Source organism: Dyella humi, from assembly GCF_044904605.1.
GTDB lineage: Bacteria > Pseudomonadota > Gammaproteobacteria > Xanthomonadales > Rhodanobacteraceae > Dyella_B > Dyella_B humi.
This window is the reverse complement of record NZ_JADIKI010000023.1, coordinates 277,066-298,351: the sequence shown is the minus strand read 5'-3', so window position 1 is coordinate 298,351 and position 21,286 is coordinate 277,066. Positions and strand designations below refer to the sequence as shown.

General features: G+C 56.2%; 22 protein-coding genes. 11 read left to right on the top strand and 11 right to left on the bottom strand.

The features are described from left to right. Positions 1-50: 50 nt before the first annotated feature. Positions 51-1,208, bottom strand: coding sequence for a helix-turn-helix transcriptional regulator (locus ISP18_RS12585; protein WP_380012218.1), 1,158 nt, complete (start codon positions 1,206-1,208; stop codon positions 51-53). A 272-nt stretch (positions 1,209-1,480) separates the two neighbouring features. Between ISP18_RS12585 and ISP18_RS12580 the strand changes: the two genes are divergently transcribed. Together ISP18_RS12580 and ISP18_RS12575 are read left to right on the top strand one after the other, a co-directional pair. Continuing rightward, positions 1,481-1,891, top strand: a complete 411-nt coding sequence (locus ISP18_RS12580) for a hypothetical protein (protein WP_380012215.1) — start codon at positions 1,481-1,483, stop codon at positions 1,889-1,891. A 12-nt stretch (positions 1,892-1,903) separates the two neighbouring features. Continuing rightward, a complete protein-coding gene (locus tag ISP18_RS12575) occupies positions 1,904-2,629 on the top strand; it encodes a hypothetical protein (RefSeq protein WP_380012212.1) in 726 nt (241 codons plus the stop codon). A 151-nt stretch (positions 2,630-2,780) separates the two neighbouring features. On the opposite strand, the gene ISP18_RS12570 is transcribed toward ISP18_RS12575, so the two are convergent. From ISP18_RS12570 to ISP18_RS12555, 4 genes are all read right to left on the bottom strand, one after another. After that, positions 2,781-3,650 (bottom strand): hypothetical protein, encoded by an 870-nt coding sequence (locus tag ISP18_RS12570; RefSeq protein ID WP_380012209.1) that lies wholly within the window; start codon positions 3,648-3,650, stop codon positions 2,781-2,783. 98 nt (positions 3,651-3,748) lie between these two features. After that, positions 3,749-3,931, bottom strand: coding sequence for a hypothetical protein (locus ISP18_RS12565; RefSeq protein ID WP_380012206.1), 183 nt, complete (start codon positions 3,929-3,931; stop codon positions 3,749-3,751). 22 nt (positions 3,932-3,953) lie between these two features. Next, positions 3,954-4,340 carry a hypothetical protein gene (locus tag ISP18_RS12560; RefSeq protein WP_380012203.1) on the bottom strand — a complete coding sequence of 129 codons (387 nt, stop codon included), beginning with the start codon at positions 4,338-4,340 and terminating at the stop codon, positions 3,954-3,956. Between the two features lie 3 nt (positions 4,341-4,343). Then, entirely contained in the window at positions 4,344-5,264 is a 921-nt protein-coding gene (locus ISP18_RS12555) for an RHS repeat-associated core domain-containing protein (RefSeq protein WP_380012200.1), read from the bottom strand. A gap of 162 nt (positions 5,265-5,426) precedes the next feature. On the opposite strand from ISP18_RS12555, the gene ISP18_RS12550 reads away from it, so the two are divergent. The 8 genes from ISP18_RS12550 to ISP18_RS12515 all read left to right on the top strand — a co-directional run bounded on the left by ISP18_RS12550 (position 5,427) and on the right by ISP18_RS12515 (position 12,640). Further along, positions 5,427-5,672: a hypothetical protein gene (locus ISP18_RS12550; RefSeq protein WP_380012197.1), complete on the top strand. Its 246-nt coding sequence runs from the start codon at positions 5,427-5,429 to the stop codon at positions 5,670-5,672. Positions 5,673-5,760: 88 nt separating this feature from the next. Beyond that, complete coding sequence (locus ISP18_RS12545) at positions 5,761-6,417, top strand: hypothetical protein (protein ID WP_380012194.1); 657 nt, start codon at positions 5,761-5,763, stop codon at positions 6,415-6,417. A gap of 192 nt (positions 6,418-6,609) precedes the next feature. Next, entirely contained in the window at positions 6,610-6,957 is a 348-nt protein-coding gene (locus tag ISP18_RS12540; RefSeq protein ID WP_380012191.1) for a GNAT family N-acetyltransferase, read from the top strand. Positions 6,958-7,009: 52 nt separating this feature from the next. Further along, positions 7,010-7,882, top strand: coding sequence for a HEPN domain-containing protein (locus ISP18_RS12535; RefSeq protein WP_380012188.1), 873 nt, complete (start codon positions 7,010-7,012; stop codon positions 7,880-7,882). 21 nt (positions 7,883-7,903) lie between these two features. Further along, positions 7,904-8,524 carry a hypothetical protein gene (locus ISP18_RS12530; RefSeq protein WP_380012185.1) on the top strand — a complete coding sequence of 207 codons (621 nt, stop codon included), beginning with the start codon at positions 7,904-7,906 and terminating at the stop codon, positions 8,522-8,524. Positions 8,525-8,668: 144 nt separating this feature from the next. Further along, the gene (locus ISP18_RS12525) at positions 8,669-9,658 is read left to right on the top strand and encodes a hypothetical protein (protein ID WP_380012182.1); all 990 of its coding nucleotides are present in this window, start codon (positions 8,669-8,671) and stop codon (positions 9,656-9,658) included. A gap of 646 nt (positions 9,659-10,304) precedes the next feature. After that, positions 10,305-10,478, top strand: a complete 174-nt coding sequence (locus ISP18_RS12520) for a hypothetical protein (protein ID WP_380012179.1) — start codon at positions 10,305-10,307, stop codon at positions 10,476-10,478. A 59-nt stretch (positions 10,479-10,537) separates the two neighbouring features. Continuing rightward, positions 10,538-12,640, top strand: a complete 2,103-nt coding sequence (locus tag ISP18_RS12515) for a hypothetical protein (protein ID WP_380012176.1) — start codon at positions 10,538-10,540, stop codon at positions 12,638-12,640. Between the two features lie 9 nt (positions 12,641-12,649). Here the strand turns inward: ISP18_RS12515 and ISP18_RS12510 are convergent, their stop codons facing one another. From ISP18_RS12510 to ISP18_RS12490, 5 genes are all read right to left on the bottom strand, one after another. Further along, positions 12,650-13,441, bottom strand: coding sequence for an ATP-binding protein (locus ISP18_RS12510; RefSeq protein ID WP_380012173.1), 792 nt, complete (start codon positions 13,439-13,441; stop codon positions 12,650-12,652). Next, positions 13,380-15,032, bottom strand: coding sequence for an IS21 family transposase (istA, locus tag ISP18_RS12505; RefSeq protein ID WP_380012170.1), 1,653 nt, complete (start codon positions 15,030-15,032; stop codon positions 13,380-13,382). The genes ISP18_RS12510 and istA overlap by 62 nt, the downstream gene beginning before the upstream one ends. 700 nt (positions 15,033-15,732) lie before the next feature. Next, positions 15,733-16,539 carry a C1 family peptidase gene (locus ISP18_RS12500; RefSeq protein WP_380012167.1) on the bottom strand — a complete coding sequence of 269 codons (807 nt, stop codon included), beginning with the start codon at positions 16,537-16,539 and terminating at the stop codon, positions 15,733-15,735. An 8-nt stretch (positions 16,540-16,547) separates the two neighbouring features. After that, positions 16,548-18,149 carry a hypothetical protein gene (locus tag ISP18_RS12495; protein WP_380012164.1) on the bottom strand — a complete coding sequence of 534 codons (1,602 nt, stop codon included), beginning with the start codon at positions 18,147-18,149 and terminating at the stop codon, positions 16,548-16,550. 365 nt (positions 18,150-18,514) lie between these two features. After that, positions 18,515-19,816, bottom strand: a complete 1,302-nt coding sequence (locus ISP18_RS12490; RefSeq protein ID WP_380012161.1) for an HNH endonuclease — start codon at positions 19,814-19,816, stop codon at positions 18,515-18,517. Positions 19,817-20,284: 468 nt separating this feature from the next. On the opposite strand from ISP18_RS12490, the gene ISP18_RS12485 reads away from it, so the two are divergent. Then, positions 20,285-20,713, top strand: a complete 429-nt coding sequence (locus ISP18_RS12485; RefSeq protein WP_380012158.1) for a DUF6573 family protein — start codon at positions 20,285-20,287, stop codon at positions 20,711-20,713. Between the two features lie 52 nt (positions 20,714-20,765). On the opposite strand, the gene ISP18_RS12480 is transcribed toward ISP18_RS12485, so the two are convergent. Continuing rightward, positions 20,766-21,212: a hypothetical protein gene (locus ISP18_RS12480; RefSeq protein ID WP_380012155.1), complete on the bottom strand. Its 447-nt coding sequence runs from the start codon at positions 21,210-21,212 to the stop codon at positions 20,766-20,768. Positions 21,213-21,286 lie beyond the last annotated feature (74 nt).

Genomic DNA, 21,286 nt, shown 5'->3' with positions numbered 1-21,286 from the left:
ATACAAGAAGTTTATGTATCCATCCAAAGGGTTGGCGGGCCACTTGTTCCTCATGGTGATGTTCTCGGCAGGCTGGCCAGCAGGACGACCAGCGCCCTGAGACTGGCAGCCCCTGTTTTGGCCAGAAGCGCTCGGATCTGGGTGCGAACCGTGGCGATGCTGAGCCCCGCCGTGTCGGCATAACCCTGGGGACTGGCGCCATGGGCCAACGCGACCGCCAGGCGTGCTTCGGCGGGGGTCAGTCCAAAGGCTCGCTGGTAGCGCCCAGGTCCGGGCGGCGAGACCGCCACCTGCTCCCGAATCAGCACGACCAGCGATGCGGAGGGGATCACCCCGATGCCGCCGGGCAGGGCGGGGTCCAGCACCCGGGACACCACCTCCATCCCGCTGGGCATCCGAACACCCATTCCCCGGTCCCGGGGAAGCGGGAGGAGGGACAAGACCAGTGGGGTGGGTCGGCCACCAATGGGGTGCACCAGAGTCCGGGTCCGGGCCTGGCGATCCCGGATCGTCGCTTTGAACTGTGCTTTGAGCTGAGCGCCCGGGGCCCAGGAGGTTCGGAAACCACGGGTGGTCAGGACATTCCCCAGGAGTCGCTGTGAGGCTTGGTTGGCGAACAGCACCGCCGATCGCTCGTCGAGGATCAGGATGCCTTGGCCTAGCGTTTCGAGGGCAAAGAACCCGGAGCTGGCCGCCCCGCGTAACTCGTCGGCCAAGAACAAATGCTTGGCCCAGCGAGAAAGGTGAAACATATAGGCGCCCACCTCTTTCCGTTTCTCTTCTGAGAATTCAGGGCGACCGATGAGATGGTTGAGCGCCACGTGGATGTTTTTGCCACCCGTTCTGTAAATATTGCCGCCGATCACATAGCGGGGACCCGCCGGGATCAAGAAGTCCTGGTAGAACTCCGAGCCGCTGACGAAATGATCATCAAGCACATCGTGGCAGGCGACGACCATACCCGTTGGCGTGTTCAACCCGATTTGAAGTCGCGGGTCGATGCGATGGTAATGCGCCAGATAATCCCGCTCCGCCGCCGCAATGCGCTCACCGATCACCACACTGGCGAACACCGAACTCGTCTCCTCGTCCTTACCGATCAGGTGCAGGCCATCGCAATCCAATGCCCGGTTGATGCGCGCTAAAACGTCTGGGATTTGCTCAGGAAGAAGGGCGGACTCATAGAGATCCGCTACCAAAGTTTCCAAGATCAACGTCTTCCCCCTCATTCCCTCGACCCTACAATGCTTGGCCGTCCAAGACATCATCAACATTGATGATGTAGGCCTGTTCTGTCCTTCGTAGTCTGCGCCGAACCTCACGCTTGCGGTCTGGCGTGCTGAGAAATAATACAAGAACTTTGTGTATTCATTTATTCAGCGTTACGCATCAAGGGCTTAGGGTCGATCTGGCCGGAGCTGATGCAGGTGTGCTCCGGATGATCCCGCGCACACCTGTCTTCTTTGTTTCAGGGGCATCTATGGAAAACATGATTGCAACCCAACCACATCCGCTGCCAAGGACGTTGCGTCCGCGCTGGCGAATCAGCTTGAAGTTGATGGTGTTGGTGATCCCGGTGGTGCTGGCCGGCTGTGCGACGACAGTGGGCCGCGACTACGACCAGACCAAAGTCGGCCAGTTCGTGCCGGGACAAACGACGATGAGCCAAGTGGTGGCGGCGCTCGGTCAGCCCCAGGAGCAGGAGACAGAGAGTGACGGTGGCACTCGGTTGCACTACCAATACATTTCAAGCCAATCGTCCGTCGGCAGCTACATCCCCGGAGTAAGTCTGATTGACCACAGTGTTTCGACGAAGGGCAAGGACACGTTCCTCTTCTTCGATGCGCACGGCAAATACGTGCGGGCTGAAAACAATCAATCGAACATGTGAGGGGAGGTCATCATGTTTCAGCTTCTTCGTGGGGTCATCGCCGTTGTCGGTGGCTTCGTTCTTGGCTGGTGTCTCTTCTTCGTGTTGCACGTTCGACTGATCTCGCCAAGTCTCCTTGTGCCCCTCTGCATGCTTGGCGTGTGGTTGACGCTTCCCCGTCTCGTGCCAGGCTTCAAAAGCGCTTCCCGTCACCGCGGGCCGCCGCTTTCGGTCACAACGGAGGCGGACTGGACGGTCATTGCGGCACGCCCGTCACCGCTTCCCAAACGTGGTCCGGTGCTGTGTGTCCTGTTCCCCGTTCCCGCCGTCATCGCTCTTGCTTCCTTCGGCATCATCGTTGCTGCTGTTGGTGTCTGGGTCGTGGGAACGGTGTTGATGTTCGCCCTGATGAACCGGGGCAATCGGAACAAACGCCGTGCGACGCTGGGACCGTTTGCGGTGAAGCCCGATGCTGTCCGTCTTCCGGATGGCCAAGTGATCGCGCGGCAGCGGATCTACCGGTTCGGCATCCGCAACACGGAAGACGGCCAGGTGTTTTTCTACGGTGGCAACACCATCCAGCGTGCCGGCCAGGCAGGGGCCGCGATGACCCACGCGCGCATGGTGCCGATCAGCCATGCGGTCGTGGTCGAACACGATGGCGCGATGTCGTATCTCGCGGGTGGCCTGACTCAGGAACTGGCGTATGCGGTGCTGGATGAAATCAGCCGGCATGTTCGAGGCTTTGCCATCACATGAATCCCTAAGGCGCTCGGCCCTCAGAGGCGGGGGCGGCCTCTTGCTTCATGACGCCCCAGCCGCCCGAAAGGGCGGCTTTTCTTTCTACGCGATAGGTGAGTCCGCCGGTCGGTTTGAGCGAGCAAGCCCCTCAACTCTACAAGGGCGCGGTTTAAGTCAGTGGCATGCCGGCAAGCATCCGCTCACCACCGCAGATTCGGGTGGCGTCCATCAACACCTTTGCCAGGCCATCGAGTAGGGCGAAGTCGAAATCAGGATCAAATTGCTGCCACAGCCGTTGCAGTTCCTGGTGCAGACCAGGCCAGCAGGTGGCCAACGGCGTGGTCCGCACGGTCGGGCACAAGTCCAACACGTTGACTGGCACAGCCAGTCCGTCGATGTGTCCCATGATGTAAGAGGCGCTGCGAAGCGGCTCTGCTGCGGAGCTGACCGCTTTCAGGAAGGTCTTTGCGGCACGGCGCGTTTGCCAATGCTTTCGGTTGTGGAGCCTCAACCTTGGGAGCTGCACCGTATGATGAAAGAGGCACTCAATAAAGTTGCGGGCAACCAGCTTGGGATCACCGAACCGTGCGCTGAGCCTGCATGCGGCGTATTCGTCCCAGAAGTGCAACGTGCAATAGCTCAGGGCTTCATACCGCCAATCCCGGCGGAGCGTTGGAGAGACATAGTCCCAGGTTGGTTGGGTTTGCCAATGGTTGAGCGCGACGTGGGCCAGTTCATGCGCCACGATGTTGGCCGCGTAGCTTTCTTTTTGTGGGTCGTCCACCAGGTCAACGAGATGAGTGGCATCGAGAAAAACCTGGCTCAGATACCGGCCGTCGCGCATCACTCCTGCGACGCAGCCGGCAGCCCCGACGCGGTTCCTGTTACTTCGAGAACGCTGTAAGGCTGAGGATACTTGCAATGAGGCGTAGTGGGCACGGAGCATGGCATCGAGACCGAAGCCCACAGTGATGCTGTGCAGCTTGCGGAGATTGAGATCGCGCCTTCGCTCGACAACAATGGCTTTGATCGCCGCCAAGAGTTGACTGTTCCATGTTTTCCCGCGACCGGGGCCATGAAACGTCAATGATCGTCGGAGCTGCACGAAATCAGATCAGTGAAAATCCGCTGAGCCCATCAACGCAGATCCTTCGGCTGATCCACCGGTTGTGCGCTGTCCATCAGAAACACCTTGCCGCACCTCGGGCATCTGATTTCCTTCTTGCGCAGGATGTCTTCCACCGCCAGCCTCACGAAGAACTGGCAAACCGGGCAAGTGATTCCTGGCGTCTTGCCAGACGCTTTCTCATTCGTCGTCATGAGTATCTCCGACTGGCCCTAGTCAGTTCGTCTGATAGATGCCGTAAGGGCCATTGGCCGACACGTAATAGCCGGCCTTTGCACGCTTCAAGAAGAACAGGTAAGTCACCCCTGTCTTACAACACAGTGGGTTTTCTTCGGCGATCGGGCCATCAAATAGAACGACAACCTTTGACGTCTCGCCACCTTTGAGCTGTTTGACGATCTTGATGGTTGCGCAATTGAATGAAGCCAAGCAATCAGACGGGGAAGTGGAGGTGACTTGACCGATGAGCACCACATCCGAGCTGGCAACCTTTTGCCCGAGCGTGGCTTCCCTGTATTGATTTGCCCAGGCCGCCGGGGAACACAAACCGAGTGCAACGATCATCGCTGCCGCGGCTTTTATGTGTGAGATCCGATTTTTCATGGCTCATTCCACATGATCGGGTTCGGGTGCGCGTTGACCACTTCCGGGCACCTCACTTCGAATCTTGTTTTCATCCGTCACCGCATTGCCCGACTGCGCCCCGGTCACATGGGGGATGGCATGACCGCCAAGTTCATGAGCAAGAATATCTGCGGGCGCATCACGAAGCGGGGCGCCGTTGACATCTTTGATATTGGTGTTCGAGTTTCCTGAGATCACCACGGCTTGATTGCCACCCTTCGTAGCGCCAGTGGTGACGCCGCCTCCCATCACCGTATCAACGCTTTCCATTTTTCCGGTTGCCGAGCTTTCAAAAGTAGGGCTGATGGACACGGAAATGGTCTCTTTGGCGTTGATCGCCCCTTTCAGGTCGTTGCTATACGTGCTTGAAAATTTAGATGTGTCGCCCTTGGAGCTCACGACCATCAGATTTCCGCTCTTGTCCACGCCAAACGTGCCAACGGCTCGTGAATTGATGAGAGCGACGATCGTCTCGGGGTGATCGGATAAATGCACCACCTTGCCCGTCGGATCGGTATATCGGATGGGGTTGTTGTTGGCGTAGTCATACCGGTTGAAGTTGAAGGCATTACCCGCCTTCGGGTTATCGGGATCAACACTTAGAAAATGACCGGTTACAGGGTCGTAGTAGCGAGCCTGCATGTAGACGAGGTTCGTCTCCGGGTCATTGACGTGACCGGTATAGCCCGGCCCATTGGGCGCCGTGTCTGTCGCAACACTGCCATAGGGTGTGTAATCAAACGTCTTGGTGATGTTGCCTTGGGCATCCGATTCCGCCAAGGGTGTGCCCTGGGGATCCGTGTAAACGTAAGTGACCGTGCCTTGCTGCTGGCCGTAGGCCAGGCCAACCATTCCCATGCCAAGCGCGCAGACCAGGCGCGCCGCGATCCGATGATCCATCATCTTGTTCCCCTTGTGTCGTGTCCCACCACGAAACCGGCGGTTAGCCGCCAGCGCAGCCATCACAGCAGGGGAGGGAGCAGCCCGTCAAGGAGGTGGGCTGGACCAGAGCAACGGCTGACGTAACCCGCTTGACAGAACACCGGTGTCGGCTAAAAGCGTGGGATGGACATCGCTGCTTCCCTTGACCACCTTTCCAAACACGGTTTCGTCGTGGAAGAGCACGCGCGCCCCGATGGATCTCGACACTGGTTTGTCTTCAATCCAAAGAGTCCCTTCTTTTTCGAGAACGACGGTTCCCCGGACATCTTTGACGATAGAGGTCTGGTCTTCTGGGTCCAGCATGTGATGTTGCCGGTTTGGGAGGCAGGGGAAGAGACGAACCTGCTGCCGGACGCTACCCAGATCTGAGGCGCTTGCTGTTCCAAGCGGTCTTGCCATCCGACCATCAGCCCCCGTAGGCTCGATCTCGTCGAACAGAAACGGAGGCAAGTGCCACATGTATGAGGCGATTGTGCATGGAGATCAGGCCAAAAGGCTGATCCACATCAAGGACTGGTTGATCACCAAACGACAACAAACGGCCGGCTGTCCTGTTTGCGAACAAGTGCTTTTGGTCAAAGCTCCGAACTCTCCCACTGTCAACACTCATTTTTCTCATGAGAAGAACAGTGGGTGCCCCTTGACCGCCGAAGCCGGTAAAGCGTTCGAGCGATTCACCAAGACCGAGCGTGTGTCGGCTGCCGAGGCGGCCCGAGTCAAGCAATACGCATTGGAAAACATCGAGAGCATTTATTACCGGGCGAAAGATGTTTGTCCGGAACTCATGTGGACTGAATTTTTATCGCTCTTGGAGAAAGCGTCGCAACACAACATTTGGGCATTCAAGGATTTCAATACTGGATACCTACCTTATGTATTACTGTGTTGTGCGGAGCTGTTTCTAGGCAAGCGCGGATCAAATCGACCGCACTCTGTCTTTTTTGTCCTTGAACCCGAAGCAAGTAAGTCCGAGTTTTGGCATCTCCCGGCGGGAGTAAAGCAACGTGTGTGGCGAGTGGATGTCAGCACGGGAATTTGCGATGTCATTTTGATGAAGTTGGACGAGGCGGACCCATGGTATCGAACGAAGGCAAAGGCGATCTTGAAGATCTAGGTGGCGATTTTCGCATCGGCAAATTGTTTTAGAGAGTTCTGCTGGAACAGTGTCGATGCCTGGATGATCATTCGGCACCACAAATGCAATCCTCGGAGAATGACAATGCCTCATCAAGTATCTCTACGTCCCCTCACGGACCAAGACCTCGCTAATTCCAAGGTGATGCCTCCTGGGTTTCCACCCGTTGACATGGCCAAAACCCGATTTCCAGACTTGATCGCGATTGAATATGACCATGAACTTGTTGGCGTTCTATCTCTCGACATCGACAATGAGTTAGCTGTCCATGTGTTGTCGCCTTTCCAAGGCAGGGGCATTGCGAAAGAAGCGTGTAGGCAATTCTTCGAAATTTGCGTTGATCGTGGCATTCGGCAACTGACGGCCAAGGCCATACAAGGTAACGCTGGCCAGTCTCTGCTCAAATCATTAGGCGCTGAGCCAATAAGTCAAAGAACCAATGGCGCCGACAAGACTGAGGAAACGTATTTCATCCATCTTGACGCGCCGAAGACCTCGGCCTTGACGGATCCAGCGTAGGTAGTTCGATCCGCGCTACCCTCTGGCCTGTCGTGTTTGGGGCGTTGCACCAATGATCGTGAAGTGGACAGAAGCGGACCTCCGTGCCCTCGATCTGAAACTGGCTGAGGCGGGCGTTCGACCCCATGCACGACCCTATTGGGCCGCGCGGGAAATTTTGGGCCCTGAGTATTCGATGTCGCCGTTCGGCAATCCCGAAGCAGACCGGATCACGGCGACCTATCACGCGTTGTTCCCTCATGTCGCCAACACCTGGCCGGGTGCCGGCGTCGGCCTAGCGGCATCCGGGGACGACGTCAGGCGGCTCGTTTTGGGCGTGGCGTTCGGGAGCCCAAGTCCGATCGAGACATGGCAAGCCCTTGGGTTCCGCGATGCTCAGGTTTGGTGGGCCTGGTGTCGTGACGACCCTGCGATCGCCGCACAGACGGCACTGGCACTCGCGGACCTTTACGATTTCGCCTCGGGCCTCAACGCTTTGGGGAGGACCAACAAGGCCGCGGAAGATCGGTGGCACATGGCGGGATCCAATCTTGCCGACGTTGCCAACAACCTCCCGACCGCCACCGGCGTGGACAGCATTGTTCAACCGGTCTGCCTGACAGCCGAGTTGTCATTGAAAGCCGCGCTCCATTGCGCCGGCCTTGAACCGAAAAAGAAGCACGATCTGCCTGACTTGGCATCCAAGCTGGCTGATGCACGACCTCATCGCGACGACACGTTGATCGCTGATCTGGTGCAGCGTTTCCCCGATTATGTTGAGAGTCGATACACGGCAGTGGGTCTGTCGCGGTTAGCCGTGGTGAGGCTCGCGCTCGCGGCCCAGTTCGTGGCGGCATCGTCGGTGCGTCGCTTCTCACCGGTGGACCTCGCACTCGTCATGGAGAACGACAGCTGGCCAGGTCCGCGCCGACCTTTTCTTCCATGAGGTTAAATCTTTGAAGGAGCAATGATGATGCGTAAGGCGGTCTTCGAACGGAACGACATGCACTGGATGTATTTTCTCTCCCTCGAACAGGATTTGATCGCTTTGGCACGTTCGATTGAGTTTGCAGAACCAAACTTCAACGTGTTCTCGATCGAATGCACCCGTCTGTTATTGGCTGCATGTTCCGAAGTAGACGTTGTGATGAAGCTGTTGGCGACACCGCACAGCATGAAAGAGCCAAAGAAAGTGGCCAACTTGGGTGAATGTCGAGAGTTGCTTGCCGGCCGTTATTCCATCATCTCGGAAGCTTCGGTTTCGATCCCACGCCATGGCTTGCGGCTGACGCCTTGGGCAAGTTGGAAAGACGGGAAGCAACCCGCTTGGTGGGGCGGCTACAACGAGGTGAAACATCGCCGGGCAGAACACTACGCTCAGGCCACTTTGTTCAACGTCCTCAATGCCATCGCAGGGTTGCTCGTTGCTCTGATGCTCTACCTTCGGCAGATCAAGTCGGTCGACATCATCATGCCGGCGACATTGTTGCTTCGTCCTTACTACCTACAAGGCAGTTATTGCATCAGCCCGGATGGTCACCTCATTGATCTCAGGCCAGAGCATTTTAGAAACGAGGATGAGATATGAGGTCCGCATGGGTTATACATGGATGGCAAATGGAGGCGATCACGGATGGCAAGAAGCTAAGCAGGTAAGTGGACTGACTTGTATCCTGGCGGTCGTGACAGTCTCTTAATGGTTTCACATAGGCTGTGTCTGGCGGGAGATCCCATGACCGATTCAACGAACGAAGTTAACGGCGGCAACTGGTTTCACCAGGCCTATCACCCCATCGGATTCTGGTCCATCGGGCTTGGACACCGAACTTATCTCGGCGACGAGACTCATATTCGGGACAAGAGCCGTCGAGTGTGTCGATTTTGCGGTCAAACAACACCTGCCGTGACCTTCAATAAAGAAGCCCATGTTGCGCCACAGTTACTGGCTGCCCGAAACCTTTTGAGCGTTTACGAATGCGATGTCTGCAATGAGAACTTTGGCATCGGCATCGAAAATGATTTGGGCATCTGGACGAAGCCGCATCGAGCGGTGTTGCGTGTTCCTGGTCAAAAAGGTGTTCCGACCATCATAGGCATGGGACCAGACCCTTGGCGGATAGAGGGGTCCGGAACGACTCTTAAAGTGAACGCACGCCGGGATGCTATGCCCTACGAGGTCGATGAGGAAAATCATCTCATCATCATGGAAATACTCAGGGATCCTTACACGCCGGCTGGTGTGATGAAGGCCTTCGTTCGGATCGGCCTCACACTGATGCCCGATGACGAGCTCGTAAATTTCTCGAAACTGATGGCCTGGATCCAGAACCCCAATCACAAGGCCGCGCACATTGGAACTTGGAGTTGGATATACGAGACCACGTTTCCAGGGCCAATGCCTAACGATCGTGTTCGTGCGGGTCTGTTTCGACGTAAGAGCGAAGAGGGACTTTACCCCTATATGTTTCTGATGCTGGCGTATGGCAATCACGCCTATCAGGTTCCACTGTTTTCGGTTGAGCGTGATGCACATCTTGATGAAAAGCGATTTGAAGTTCCCCTTTATCCCCTTACAAGTTCAGCGGATCGTGCCGCGTTCGGTCATCCGACCGAGACCCTCATCGATCTCACGGGAACAGAGGTCATCCAAGGGGAGACGGTGAAAATCAAGTTGAGCTATGACGCTCGCGAGGAAGTCACCGACGTCAATCCGGTTGTCTAGCGAGGGGATGTATGGCAACGATGCGAGGCGATGATAGAGGAGCCGCGCACATCATGATGTGCGCGGCGTGATGATGGCCAGGAGATCCATTTACCAGCCTCACCCCAACGCAGTCATCCATGGCCGCGCTGTTCTTTCATTCAAACGAATGTTTGGATCGTGTCAATACCGATTTGGCGGGCTGGGTGTCAAACCGAGACTGCCATCACGCGTGAGTAACAACCTGTGATGATGCGGGCGGAACGTTCGCGCCGTGGCCAGCGCAGAGCAATAGAGTGGCCACACTCCAACAAGACTGGGTGGTCAGAGTGAACTGACTATTCAGTTGAGGAATAAAGTCTCCTCTGACCACCCAGTCAGGTCGCCCGTGACCACTGTTCTAGCTCGTCGCGGCCACGGGCCACTCCGGGGGCCCTGGATGGTATCCCTCAAGGAGGAGGGCGTGAAGATTGCGTGAAATAAGGGATTTAAGTTGGTCACGGAACCGCCGATAAATCGGGGTGTTGACACCCCAAAAAGCCTGTCACTAGACTAGGCGGTTAGTTTTTCCCGTCTTCCCCTTGTGGACAGGTGCTTGTGGACTCACTTTGGGTGAGTTAGCGTAGATGTGTGCCCCGTCCTGGTTCAGAGCCGATTGGAGCTCCTTATGACCGCCGCCGAGATGATCATTGCTGCCGCCGCCAAAAGAGGATCCGCCGTTAATGAGGAGCGGGTCAAGGCTGTGCTCAAGTTGGTCGAAGACGCGCAGCGCGAGTTTGAGGAGCAGGCTACCCTCATGGCCATGACAAGCCAGGGTCTGGAACGCGCCTACAGCTTGTAAGCATCCATAAAACTATCGATAAAAAGCAGCCTTCGGGCTGCTTTTTTTTGGAGGGAACCATGACACCTTTTCTTGTTAGCGAATTCGGTCGGTTGACGATCAGCAACCTGATCAAAGAGTGCTTTGGGTCAGAATTCCTGGATGTGAACCGCAAGGATCAGGTGGATTACATTTTTAGATATTTGAATGATCTAAAGGCAGAGACAGTTCTCCTGGAGTCCGAATATGTGGACAAGGACTATCTGGATGACTACGCCAAGTTCTATGTCAGGCGGTTCAGCAGTCGTGGCCATAAGTGTGCGCGACTGCACTTCTTCCGTGGCAAGTGGGAACACTTTCATATCGAGGCATGTCTGGGCAAAGGTGGTCCAGACTCCGAATTGCAAAAGCTTCAAAAGGACTATCTGGGTTTCGTCGTCATCAAGCCGCTGCCCAAGACGGTCATCGGGAAAACGTGTTTGAAGTTGTATGAGGGTCTAAATTCGGGCTCCAAGGTTGCGTTGAAGCGAACGTATACCGTCAACCTCTTTGGAATCGAATTGTCGGTTGATTCGATTGCTTTTCAAGAGCAGGACAAAGTCACTTCTGCGTGTGCAGCCACCTCGATCTGGTCAGCACTTCATGCCCTTCAATGGCGTTCGCTACGCGAAATTCCGTCATGCAGTGAAATCACCACCAATGCCATCAACTTCATTCCCGGATCGAGCAACAGCTTTCCCAGTCGAGAACTCACCAACAAGCAGATCTTGCGCGCACTGGATGTGGAGCGATTGAGGCATCACTCGCACAATTTGACAGATACTTCTCAAGACAAAGCAAAGGACCTCATCCAGTGCTACATCCGAAGCGCGCTTCCTTTGATTTTGGGTGTGGAGGTCTACACCATTGAAGGGAATGGTGAGCTGACGAAGCGGGCTGGTCATGCGTTAACCATCGTGGGCTTCGATTTTTCCGACAGCGATCCATCCATTTACGTGCATGATGATCGGCTTGGCCCGTTTGCGCGAGCGCGATTTGTGCGCCTCAACCCATCAGAAGGTGAAGTGGGTTACAAGGTTCGCGAACCTCAGCAATGGGGGTTGGTGCTCCAGAAGAAAGACGACCTAGGCCGTTGGATCAAGCCTCACGAACTGTTGGTTCCCGAAACATTATTTGCTATGACGGACAAGAAGGCGCGATTGTCGATTGATCTTATCTTAAACACTTGTCGTTTGATCCAGCGCGTATATCGCAATGGCATCAATGTTCTTGCCCCTGACAACATCAATTCGCCAGACTTTGCTTTGGATTTTGATGTGAGCCTGATGGAGCTTACTCAAATCAAGAAAGAGGTGTTGAAAGTCGAGCTTCCGGACGCGGCGACGATGCCCGACAGTTTGACCGACGCGCAGCACCGCCGGGTCGCACTTCTTACCAACGGCTTTGCTCGCTTCCAGTGGGTGGCTCGGTTCAAGCACGGGAATAAGCCTGCCTTTCTCATGCTTGTGGATGCCACGGATATTCCTCAAGGGCATGCAGTATCGGCGATCTACATTCAGGATCCACTCGCCATGCAAGCCGTGATTTCGGCCATTGAAGAGAGTGGTGTGGGGGTTGATGCTTTGGCCGATGTTGAACGCAGTTCGTTCTTGGCGTCCTTCCTCCGTCGCGCACGTCCTTCCGAAAGGACATTGCATCATCATTTGGATGAGTCATATGGGGAGCCGCGTGCGCCCAAGCGTTTGAAGGCTAAGGAAGTCAAGAATGATAACGTTGTTGCGAACAAACATCGGTGCGCGTATTACGAAGCCGTCGATGAGCGGCTGGATGAGTTGTTTCCCGATCTTGTAAGTGACCTGAACGCTTTCATGATCTGGGTTATCGATCACGAGGGAACTTTGATCATCGGTCAGGAAATTGACCAAGCAGGGCATCCAACACTTACGGACTTCAAACCGGCACGGATCGGTGGGGAGCTGCGGAAGGATGCTTCCGGTTGGATGATCAACTCAAAGTCCGGCCGATACAGCGGTAATTATCAGAACGCGAATGTGCTTCTCGACAATGCATTGAAACGGTTCAAGGCCATCTTTCATCGTTCGCGTGATGAGCTGAAGGCGAAGCACTGGTCACCGCCTTCTGCTCCGCCTGAGCATTCCTCGCCTTTGACGGACAAGGTTTAGACGGGCCAATCAACGAAGCTTGATCGGCGCACAAGGCCATGGCTTGTCCACGCTACGCCATTTACGGCCTGAGCGAGATTCGCTGCGCTTCGTCCGAGGTTTCTTCCTGGCCATCATTGCGGACTCCACTTTGGCTACCTTCTGGCGTGGCTTACACAGCTCGATCACCAAGGCGTGGTCCATCACCCGGGTGACGATGGCGTGTCCAGCGTCCGGGTTTTCAAACGCATGCACCCAGTCGTTCGGATGCCGGCTCGACACGAACACCGTGGCGCGTTGCCGATGATGCCGTTCGTTCACGAGGTCACGCAGGAACGCGCCACCTTCGGGTGAGATCACGTCTTCACCGACGTGATCGAGGACCAGCAAGCTGGCGCTGCACAGCGTCTTGCGCAAACGGGCCACTTTCTCGGCACTCGCGTTTTCCAATCCATGAAGCACCTGCGAGAGCACCTTGTAGCGAACCGCACGGCGGGTGAGAGCGGCTTCTCGGGCGAGGGCGGCCGCCAGGAAGGTTTTGCCCGAACCATGTTCACCGGTGATGACGACGGGCGCGCCGCCGTCCACCCAGGTGCAGGTTTTCAAGTTGGCCAGTGTGTTCGCGGACAATCCCCGCGCCGGATCGTCCCACACGTTCGCCATGGCGACGGTGGGGGCGAACCCAGCACGGAGAAGGAACCGGTCCGTTCGCCGAACCTGTTTGCCCTGGGCAAAGTCCAGGACAAGCGCGTGGATGCAATCAACGTTGGACTTGGTCAGGTTCTTGGGATTCTTGCACCACCGTTTCAGGAAGGTGGCCATGGTCGTGAGTCCGCAATCGCGGAGCAGTTTGAGCGTGTCTTTCAGGGGCATGTTCATTCACCGAGGTGGGGCGAGCGGTTCGCGTCCTGCTTCGGCTCGATGGAAGGCGCTTCTGTGTGGCTCCGTTGCTGATGAAGCGTTCAAGGGATGAAAGGGTGAGGCACCGCAAGTTGATGGCGCGCTGGCAGGCGTCTTGGACGGTTTCGATGCTGTGTTTACGCACCAGGCGTTTCACGTCTTCGGCCACCACGAGCGCTCGGAATGGTTGGACGGTGGCAAAGTGATGGGTGACGAAGGTTTGGACAGGGCCGCCCACTTCCGCCGCCCAGGCCTGGATGCCGTCGGGATTGCGGTCAGCCTGCGCACGATGATGCGGGGGCATGTGGTCGCGGTTGACCGTCTGGCCCCCGCGTTCATGGCTGCGGGGATGTGACGCGACGACCTGGCGTTCGTGTAGGACTTCCACGGTGGTGGCTGAGAGCCGTGCGTCGAGTGTCTTGCCAATCAAATCATGCGGCACGGAGTAGTCGTGGCCATTGATTTTGACCCGGTAGTTGGTGCCCACCGGCGGCAACTCGATGAATTCGCGGTAGGCATAGGTGTGATCGGGCAGGGGCCGAAGCGTGGCACGTTCCATGGACTCGAACCGCTCGCGGCGGGAACGATCGTCCTTGATCATGGGCCGGTCGTTCAACTCTGTGAGCATGTCCACGATCCCCTGGTTCAATTCATCCAGAGAACGGAAGGTGCGATCGCGCAGCCGCGCCAAAATGCGTGTCTTCACCTGTCGAACGCTGCACTCGACGGTGGGCTTGTCTTTGGGGTGACGGACGCGCGCCGGCAGCGGCTGGACATCGCAGTGGTTGCAGAAATCGCGAAAGCCTCGACTGAAATACGGGTGAGGACCGGGGGTGATCACAGCGGCCTTCAAGTTGTCAGGGACGATCGCGTAAGTCAGGCCGCCGAAGAACTCAAACATGCGGACGTGCGCTTCGATGAAGTCACTGACGCTTTCAGAGGGCGACGCCACGGCGAAGATCAGGCTGCTGGACGGGAGTGCTGCGACAAACAGCGAAACCTTCACACGCTTGTTGCCCACGTCGACGTAGGACGTGCCACCACCGCTGTAATCCACTTCAACCCGTTCCCCCGGAGGGTGGGTTTGTTTCATCACCGCGGGCAAGGTCCCCAGGTAACGCCGATAGTGCGCGGCGAAGCTTTGATAAGAGATCGTGTTGACGGGGTCGAGTGCCCGATACTCTTCCCACAGCAACTGACGCGTCACATTGGGCCGCTGCAACTCTGCGTGGATGTGGTCCCAATCCGGATGGCGCTTGCGAGGCGGCACACACGGGGGCTTGTTGAGCAGCCGATTGCGTTGCGCTTCGTTTAAAGGCGCAACATCGGCCCACGTCAAATGCTTCGCCTCGGCTTCTCGGCGCAACTTGCCCACGGTGGTCTTCGAGATGCACACGATGCCGGCGATTTCGCGATCGCTGTAAGGCGCGATGCGACCCGGGGGCAAGTGGTCGAGGATGAGTTTCAGGGCATGGTGGCGTTTGTCGGCATAACCGCGATGGGTCTTCTTCATGCAGGCACTCCATGTGTGCTCACGCCGTGGCGTCCTGCCATGGCGTTGCTGGCTGTTGAAAGGGAGGAGTCAAAGCACCGTTCGAATGCGCACACGGGGGTGTGGCTCGGCGCGCGGACATGAGTGCCCGCGGCCACCCGTCACAAGGGACGGCCAGTGCTTGACAGATGGGAAAACCCGAGTCATAACAAGCCAGCCGGAGATCCAAACTACTGGCACTTCGAGAGGTCGTGAGTTACAGCTCACGGCCTTTCTCTATTTATGGGCCTCGTAAAGCGTGTCGGATGGGGCACCTCTGACGATTGATAAGGGGGATGGATCCGCCACTGTGGTCACCCACAGGGGAGGCGGATAGCCACCACACCTACCAAAATTTTTGGCGCCGTCAAGCATGCCCTTGCTGCGATGCACGATCGTGCACAGTTCCTTATTTCACTAGACGCGGGCGCCGATTCCGGAATCGAATCGAGTGGTAATTTTTGTCATTCGATATGCAGGAATCACACGTGATTCTTGGCAATCTTCGGAAAATTCATGGGCTGAAATTTGTCGCGTTGCGATACCGATCTCATGCGCAGACGTTGAGCTGCAACGGCCCTGTTCACACGCCTGACCGATCCGACTTTTCGACTAGATTGTTCTATTGGGCCCTCGCCGGGCGCTGCGCATCCCTCGCAGAAGGCAGAAGAATACGGTCAAATTACGGTGGTAGAGAAAGCGAATACACCTCGCCTAATATTTGAAAGGGGGGTTGACCTTGAAATATTCCGCAGCTGTCATACGAAATGACGGCATATCCTTCGTTGCCCCAGAGTAATCCAAAACTGTTCTTGATGATCCATCCATCGGCGTTAAAACCAATTAAGCAGACAGAGTGTTTAAAGAAGTCGCCTACCTGCGATGGCTCATACGCTGATGGTTCTCCCCGATAAGTGTAGAAGTCCTGCCATGCATATATCTCGGCAACGACAGGGGCAATCATTAAGGCGTTCTTCACAGCATTGGGGCCGCCCAGCTGCTTATATGAAGTTATTGGCGCCATGGCTTTAGCGTTACATAGATTGGATGGATAGGGGTAAGGGGAGTCGGGGGCGGCAACGGCATAGCCCTGGGAACAGACGCAATCCAGCGCAGGCTGAAGATCAGCTTTAGTCTTGCAGTCTGGATTTTGCATTCCACCAAGCACTGTGCAGGCGTGCATGAACCCAGCATCTATCTCCGTCTTGTCTGTGGGATTGCGTATTCGAAGTAATGATTCTATGACTGCACTAATGGCGAAAGATGCGCACGAGTTACAGCTACCTTGGTCCTTGATGGATGTAACAACGCCCGCGTCTCGCCAATCCTTGGCGAGGCATTGCGGAGGGTTCGGATCGTCTAGGATGATGTCAAATAGGTTCGTATGTCTGCGCAGCAAACGCGAGGGTGAAATGGGTCTATTTGCCTCGGTGGCGCGTAGGCGTGCAACCATGGCAATAAATGCGCGATCATCTTGTGGCGTGTTCATGGTGGCTTTCAATCCTCCGCGCCCATGGCTTGCCTCGCAGCGACCAATGCTTTCGCCGCTGCAAGTTGTGCGGTCTGAGCCTGTGCGAGATTCGTTTCTGCCTGTATAGGAGCCAATTGCGCAGCATCAGCGTCGGTGGCTTTGGCAGTGATGAGTGTGTTTTGGGCGGTAATTTGTGCGGCTTGTGCTTGCAAAAGCAGCGTATCGGCTTGATTCGACGCAAGTTGAGAGACGGTTGTGGCGTTAGCTTCGTTGGTTGCAAGTAAGTTCTTTTCGTTAACGATGTTTGCCTCGGCTGTGACCTTGGCCAGTTTGGCGCTATTGATGGCTGAGGGGATTCCAGCTAGTTGCGTCGCGGCGGTGCTTGCAGATGTTGCGGCTGATGCGGCGACAGAAGTTTGATTGGCGACCTCGACAGATGTGGGGATCCCATTTTGGTCAAGCTGCAATGCGAAAGTCGTTGACGCAAATATGCCGCCTTTTGCGGGAACTTCGTAGATGAGTCCGAACTGTAAGACGGGTGCCGGAAACTTTGCTATCTCATTCGAGTAAGTGGAGTTGCATGCGCTAACCCTGCAAACATGCAAGATGGCTTGGACTGGAAAACGAACCGGTATGCCATCTTTGGTATCTACCTGGGCCAATAGGTCGCCAGGCTTTGCGGCTTGTCCGGTTGATCCTTGACGTTCTAGTTTCAAGTAAATCTGAAACAGATTTTCATCGTTCGGGTCGTATTTGCCGTTCGCTCCATCTGTCCAGCGCTTCCATGTTGTTTCAGAGAGTTTGAGTGTTTGATCGTCGCCGCTCTCCCAGTGTTGTCCATCAGCCGGCCACTGGACTGTTTGCGTGTCGGTGATGACCGCTAGATACTTATTCAAGTCGCTCTGTTCAGCACTTAATTGATCCTGATATTTTTTTTGATCCTCTAGAAGATCTACTAGGCGCTTTCTGAGAGAGGGTGTGGCATCTTTACCAAGGGTCGATATTTCCGTTGAGAGAAGCGTAATGTCGGCGTTCGTATTATTGAGAATGGTGGTGTCTGCGGCGACTTTGTCTTTCAGTTTTCCCGGGTTTGCTTCGTGAGTGGCGTCGCCATCGTTTCCAATTTTATCGAGCGCCGTGATGACTGGTTTCGAGCATACGGTTGATGGGGCAGGTGATGGAGCGCCTTTGCCAGATCCTTCGGGATTCGAGCTGCCTCCTATCGCGATCGGAAGGATGGAGGCAACAGTTGTTGCTGCTTGGGTGATCAACGGTCCCGTTTGATCGGCAGTGGATGTGTTTATTGCTGATGTGGTGCCACTGCTGTTATATGCGACTTTGATGTCACTCGTGTCGAAAAAACCATCCGAAGTGAGTGTGAATCGCGCTGCCGGGTCCGGAACGGTTTGCGATGTAATTGCAACTTGGATGTCGGGAGTCAATCCACCCTTCTTCGGATTACAATCCACTACTCGGCGTGTAATCGTTAGTGTGAAGGATGTCATGGGTAAAACATATGGAACTCCTTTGACATCTGCTTTGCCCTGGCTGTATGGCGATACCTCTATCCCTGCGCATCCAGAGCATGTCACTGTCAGCGCGGCAGCAATCAAGTGCTTACACTTCATGCGGATTCCCCTTATTTTGCGCGTGCGGTTTTTTCGACGAGCAAGCATTGCTCATCGATTTACTTAGGTCATGCCAATGACCTTGAACCAACAGTTGATTTCCCCCTATCTTCTACGATGGCTCCAAAACTAAAGGCTCACCGTTTTGCAGTGCGGTGTGACGCAATGCGCTGTAGAAATTATATGGAGAGAGAGGATTAAGCCTTTGCGAAGATTCGGTTTAGCGGAATAAAGTATCAGGTCGGGGGCGTGGCGCGGCCATGCTCTTAGGCAGTGGCGAATGTTTCTGTTGGGGGTGTTTGCCAAAAACTGTAGGTAGTTCCGAGTCTTTAGCCCGCACAGTCGGTCCGGGGGCGCTGATGGAATTATTTAATGTGCCAACCAAAAGGCGGCACGCTGGCCGATAACCGTGTCTTTGCAATCCAGTTCACGAGGATGTCACTGGGTGAGGTCTTGGGCTTTCCTGCGACGTAATCCCAAGCAAAGTCCACGTGCTGCAATCGGCCGGCTTTGCTGGGAGCTCTGAGGGCGCCAAACCAATGCATGTCCCAGCCGCCAGAGGGACCGAATGGAAGCCCGACCAGGAGTTGGCTGGCATGATTGCCCGGTGAATAGTCGAGCCGGGCATCGGGGCCAAGAGTCAAAACGTCCGCCAGGGTAAGTTGACCCAACGTCATGGGCTGATCCCTTGTTTCGATGTCGAACCGCCAAGTTTCCCCGTCCACAAGCAGAACGATCACTTCTGCGACGGTCTCATTTTCAAACCCGATCTCCACTTGTGTGTCCTTGTAGCGATAGAAAACACGGTCGTAGTTCATTGTGGGCACGTGTTGAACGCGATCGGGTGTGCCCAAAGTTTCCAGAATTTTTGCTTTCGGCGTCTCTAAATCAAGGAACTTGATGAGGTTGCGTGGCGTCTTCTTCGTGGGGACGATCAGCACATCGTCGCTGTCCCCCGACGCAGTGTCAGTGATCGGTGGAGGGGCGAAATAAAGATCGGCACCTTGAAGGTCGTCAACTTCTAGCAGCGCATCACCACGGTGATGGCCGGTGATGCACGGCCAAACTTTCCCAGTGACATAGACATCACCGTTGAGCTTGCCCCTGTGCGTTGCATATTGGTCGGGCGTCAAGATCAAATGGAGCACTCGCACGTCGGGCTTGACGATGGATTCCGCTTGCGTCGGCTCAGCAGACCGGTAGGTGAACCGGAACGGCTGGGGCAAGGTGAGGAGCCAATAAGTTTCGAGCCTGTCGGTTCGGAAATCTTCGTAGTTCGGCGCCCCTGCGAAGGTTTGACTGGACAAGTAGCCTTTGAACTGCAAACTCTGCCCGTCGTAAATTTCATCGGGAAGGGCCGGTGTTTGATCCTGCGGTGCGTGCCTTAACCGCTCCGCACCGGCCACGGCCAGGAACGACCTATCCCGATGCTGGCGGAGTTCACCAGGTCGGTATTTGGTTCCTTTGGGATGCCTGTCGTTGTAATGGCCCACGTCGGCATGGCAGTCGAAGCAAAGAGGGATGCAATTCTCCAATGTCGAGGCGCCGCCATCGGCTTCGGGCTCGATGTGGTGCAGTTCGATGTTGGTCCCGCAGAACCGATGGCAGATACAGCAGCATCGACCGCAGGCGGATAACGCTTGTTCTTTGACGTCCGCTGGCCACATCGCGTTTTCCTTCCTGCGTGGTTTCTGGGGGGCGCTTGCCCCGATCCAGCTTAGGCGATCTTGCAAAGCCACGGACGATGCCTTCGGCACCGCGGGGATAGCCGGATGGATCGCCCGTGGACAACGCAAGCGTTGCCCACCGCCGCCCCACACGCCTCTCCCCACTTCGTCCCCTCAGGGCGAGATCAAAGGCCCCACCACCACAGCCACGACAGTTGGAGCTGTCCTGGCTTGAACCCCAAGCCAGATCAAAAGCAGCACGTCGGGCTTCTTCTTCGGTCAAGGGCCGTTCGGGCCCGTGTCCTCGCAAAAAGCGCTGCGGGCCGCGCCAGCCCTCTCTGTTCGCCGCACGCAGCGAACCCTCCTTGACCGCGCCTCCCGTCGTGCGACGGCGGCTGCCATCGGCAGCGAGCGAACCGCTCGCTGCCCATCACGAGATGGGCCAGCAACCAAGAAGGAAGCAACCCCATGAGCAACAAATACCCTGAGTTGTTTGGCGACCTGATTTATTCGTATACCCGTGCCGATGCTTTGCGGGATGGGGTGTTGGTGGAACTGCCCTATGCCGTGGCCATGGGCTTTCGGGTGCCGGTGGCGATCACGAGTGCGGCTTACGCTGATTGCATCGCATGGCCAGACCCCGACCCGAAGTTGCCGGACATCCTCCGCTTGCGTGAAGAAGTCGTGCTTCTGTCTGCCCTTGCGGCTGCCAAGGCTCTGCGTCGTCGGCAACAGTTGGGTTCCGAGGAAAGGGCGGACCGGATCAACTTCGTGGTGGATGCGGTCAAGTTGGAGGAGCGCCGCGCCGAGGTGGTGAAGGTGCCGGTTTACATGGTGATCGGCCCTGGGGACAACGGAGAACCGGTGGGGACGATCATGCTGATCGGGGAAGACTGAGGACACCGGGGTGGACGGTTAGCCGCTCACCCCCATCATCTTCCGAGGCTCGTTACTGTGGAGCGCCGATGTAGTGGTTGACGATCCAGATGAACCAACTGCACGCGTGCGTCCGATCACAATAAGCCGCAACCGGTTGGCTCAACCAAATGAAGCACAGGTAGCCATAGCCGAGCAAAGCCGGCACGGTGCCCGCCCAAAACTTCCAGCGCTTCGACCAAGGACGATGATCCGGGGTGCCGCCACGACTTTCCGGAAGAAAATGCTTGGGGACCTGGTGTCGCCCTCGGGCCCACAGTGCCGTGATCACAAGGATGGCCAAGAAAGCGTTGACCGACGGTGTTTTGGTTGTCAGGCAACCGATCCCGAACGGGAAGCCAAGGACACCCCAGTTGTTGTTGAGAAAATCTTGCCAGCGATGCTCCGACTGTTCCTGGCGCTGCTCTTCGGTGTGGTCCACGGCGTTGGCGTGACCATGCGCGGTGTGGTTTTTTGACATGGGTTGGGTCCAGGTGTGGGGAAGTCGCCCCGCCCATCCGGCAGCGAGGCCGGTGATGAATATTGACCGTTAGG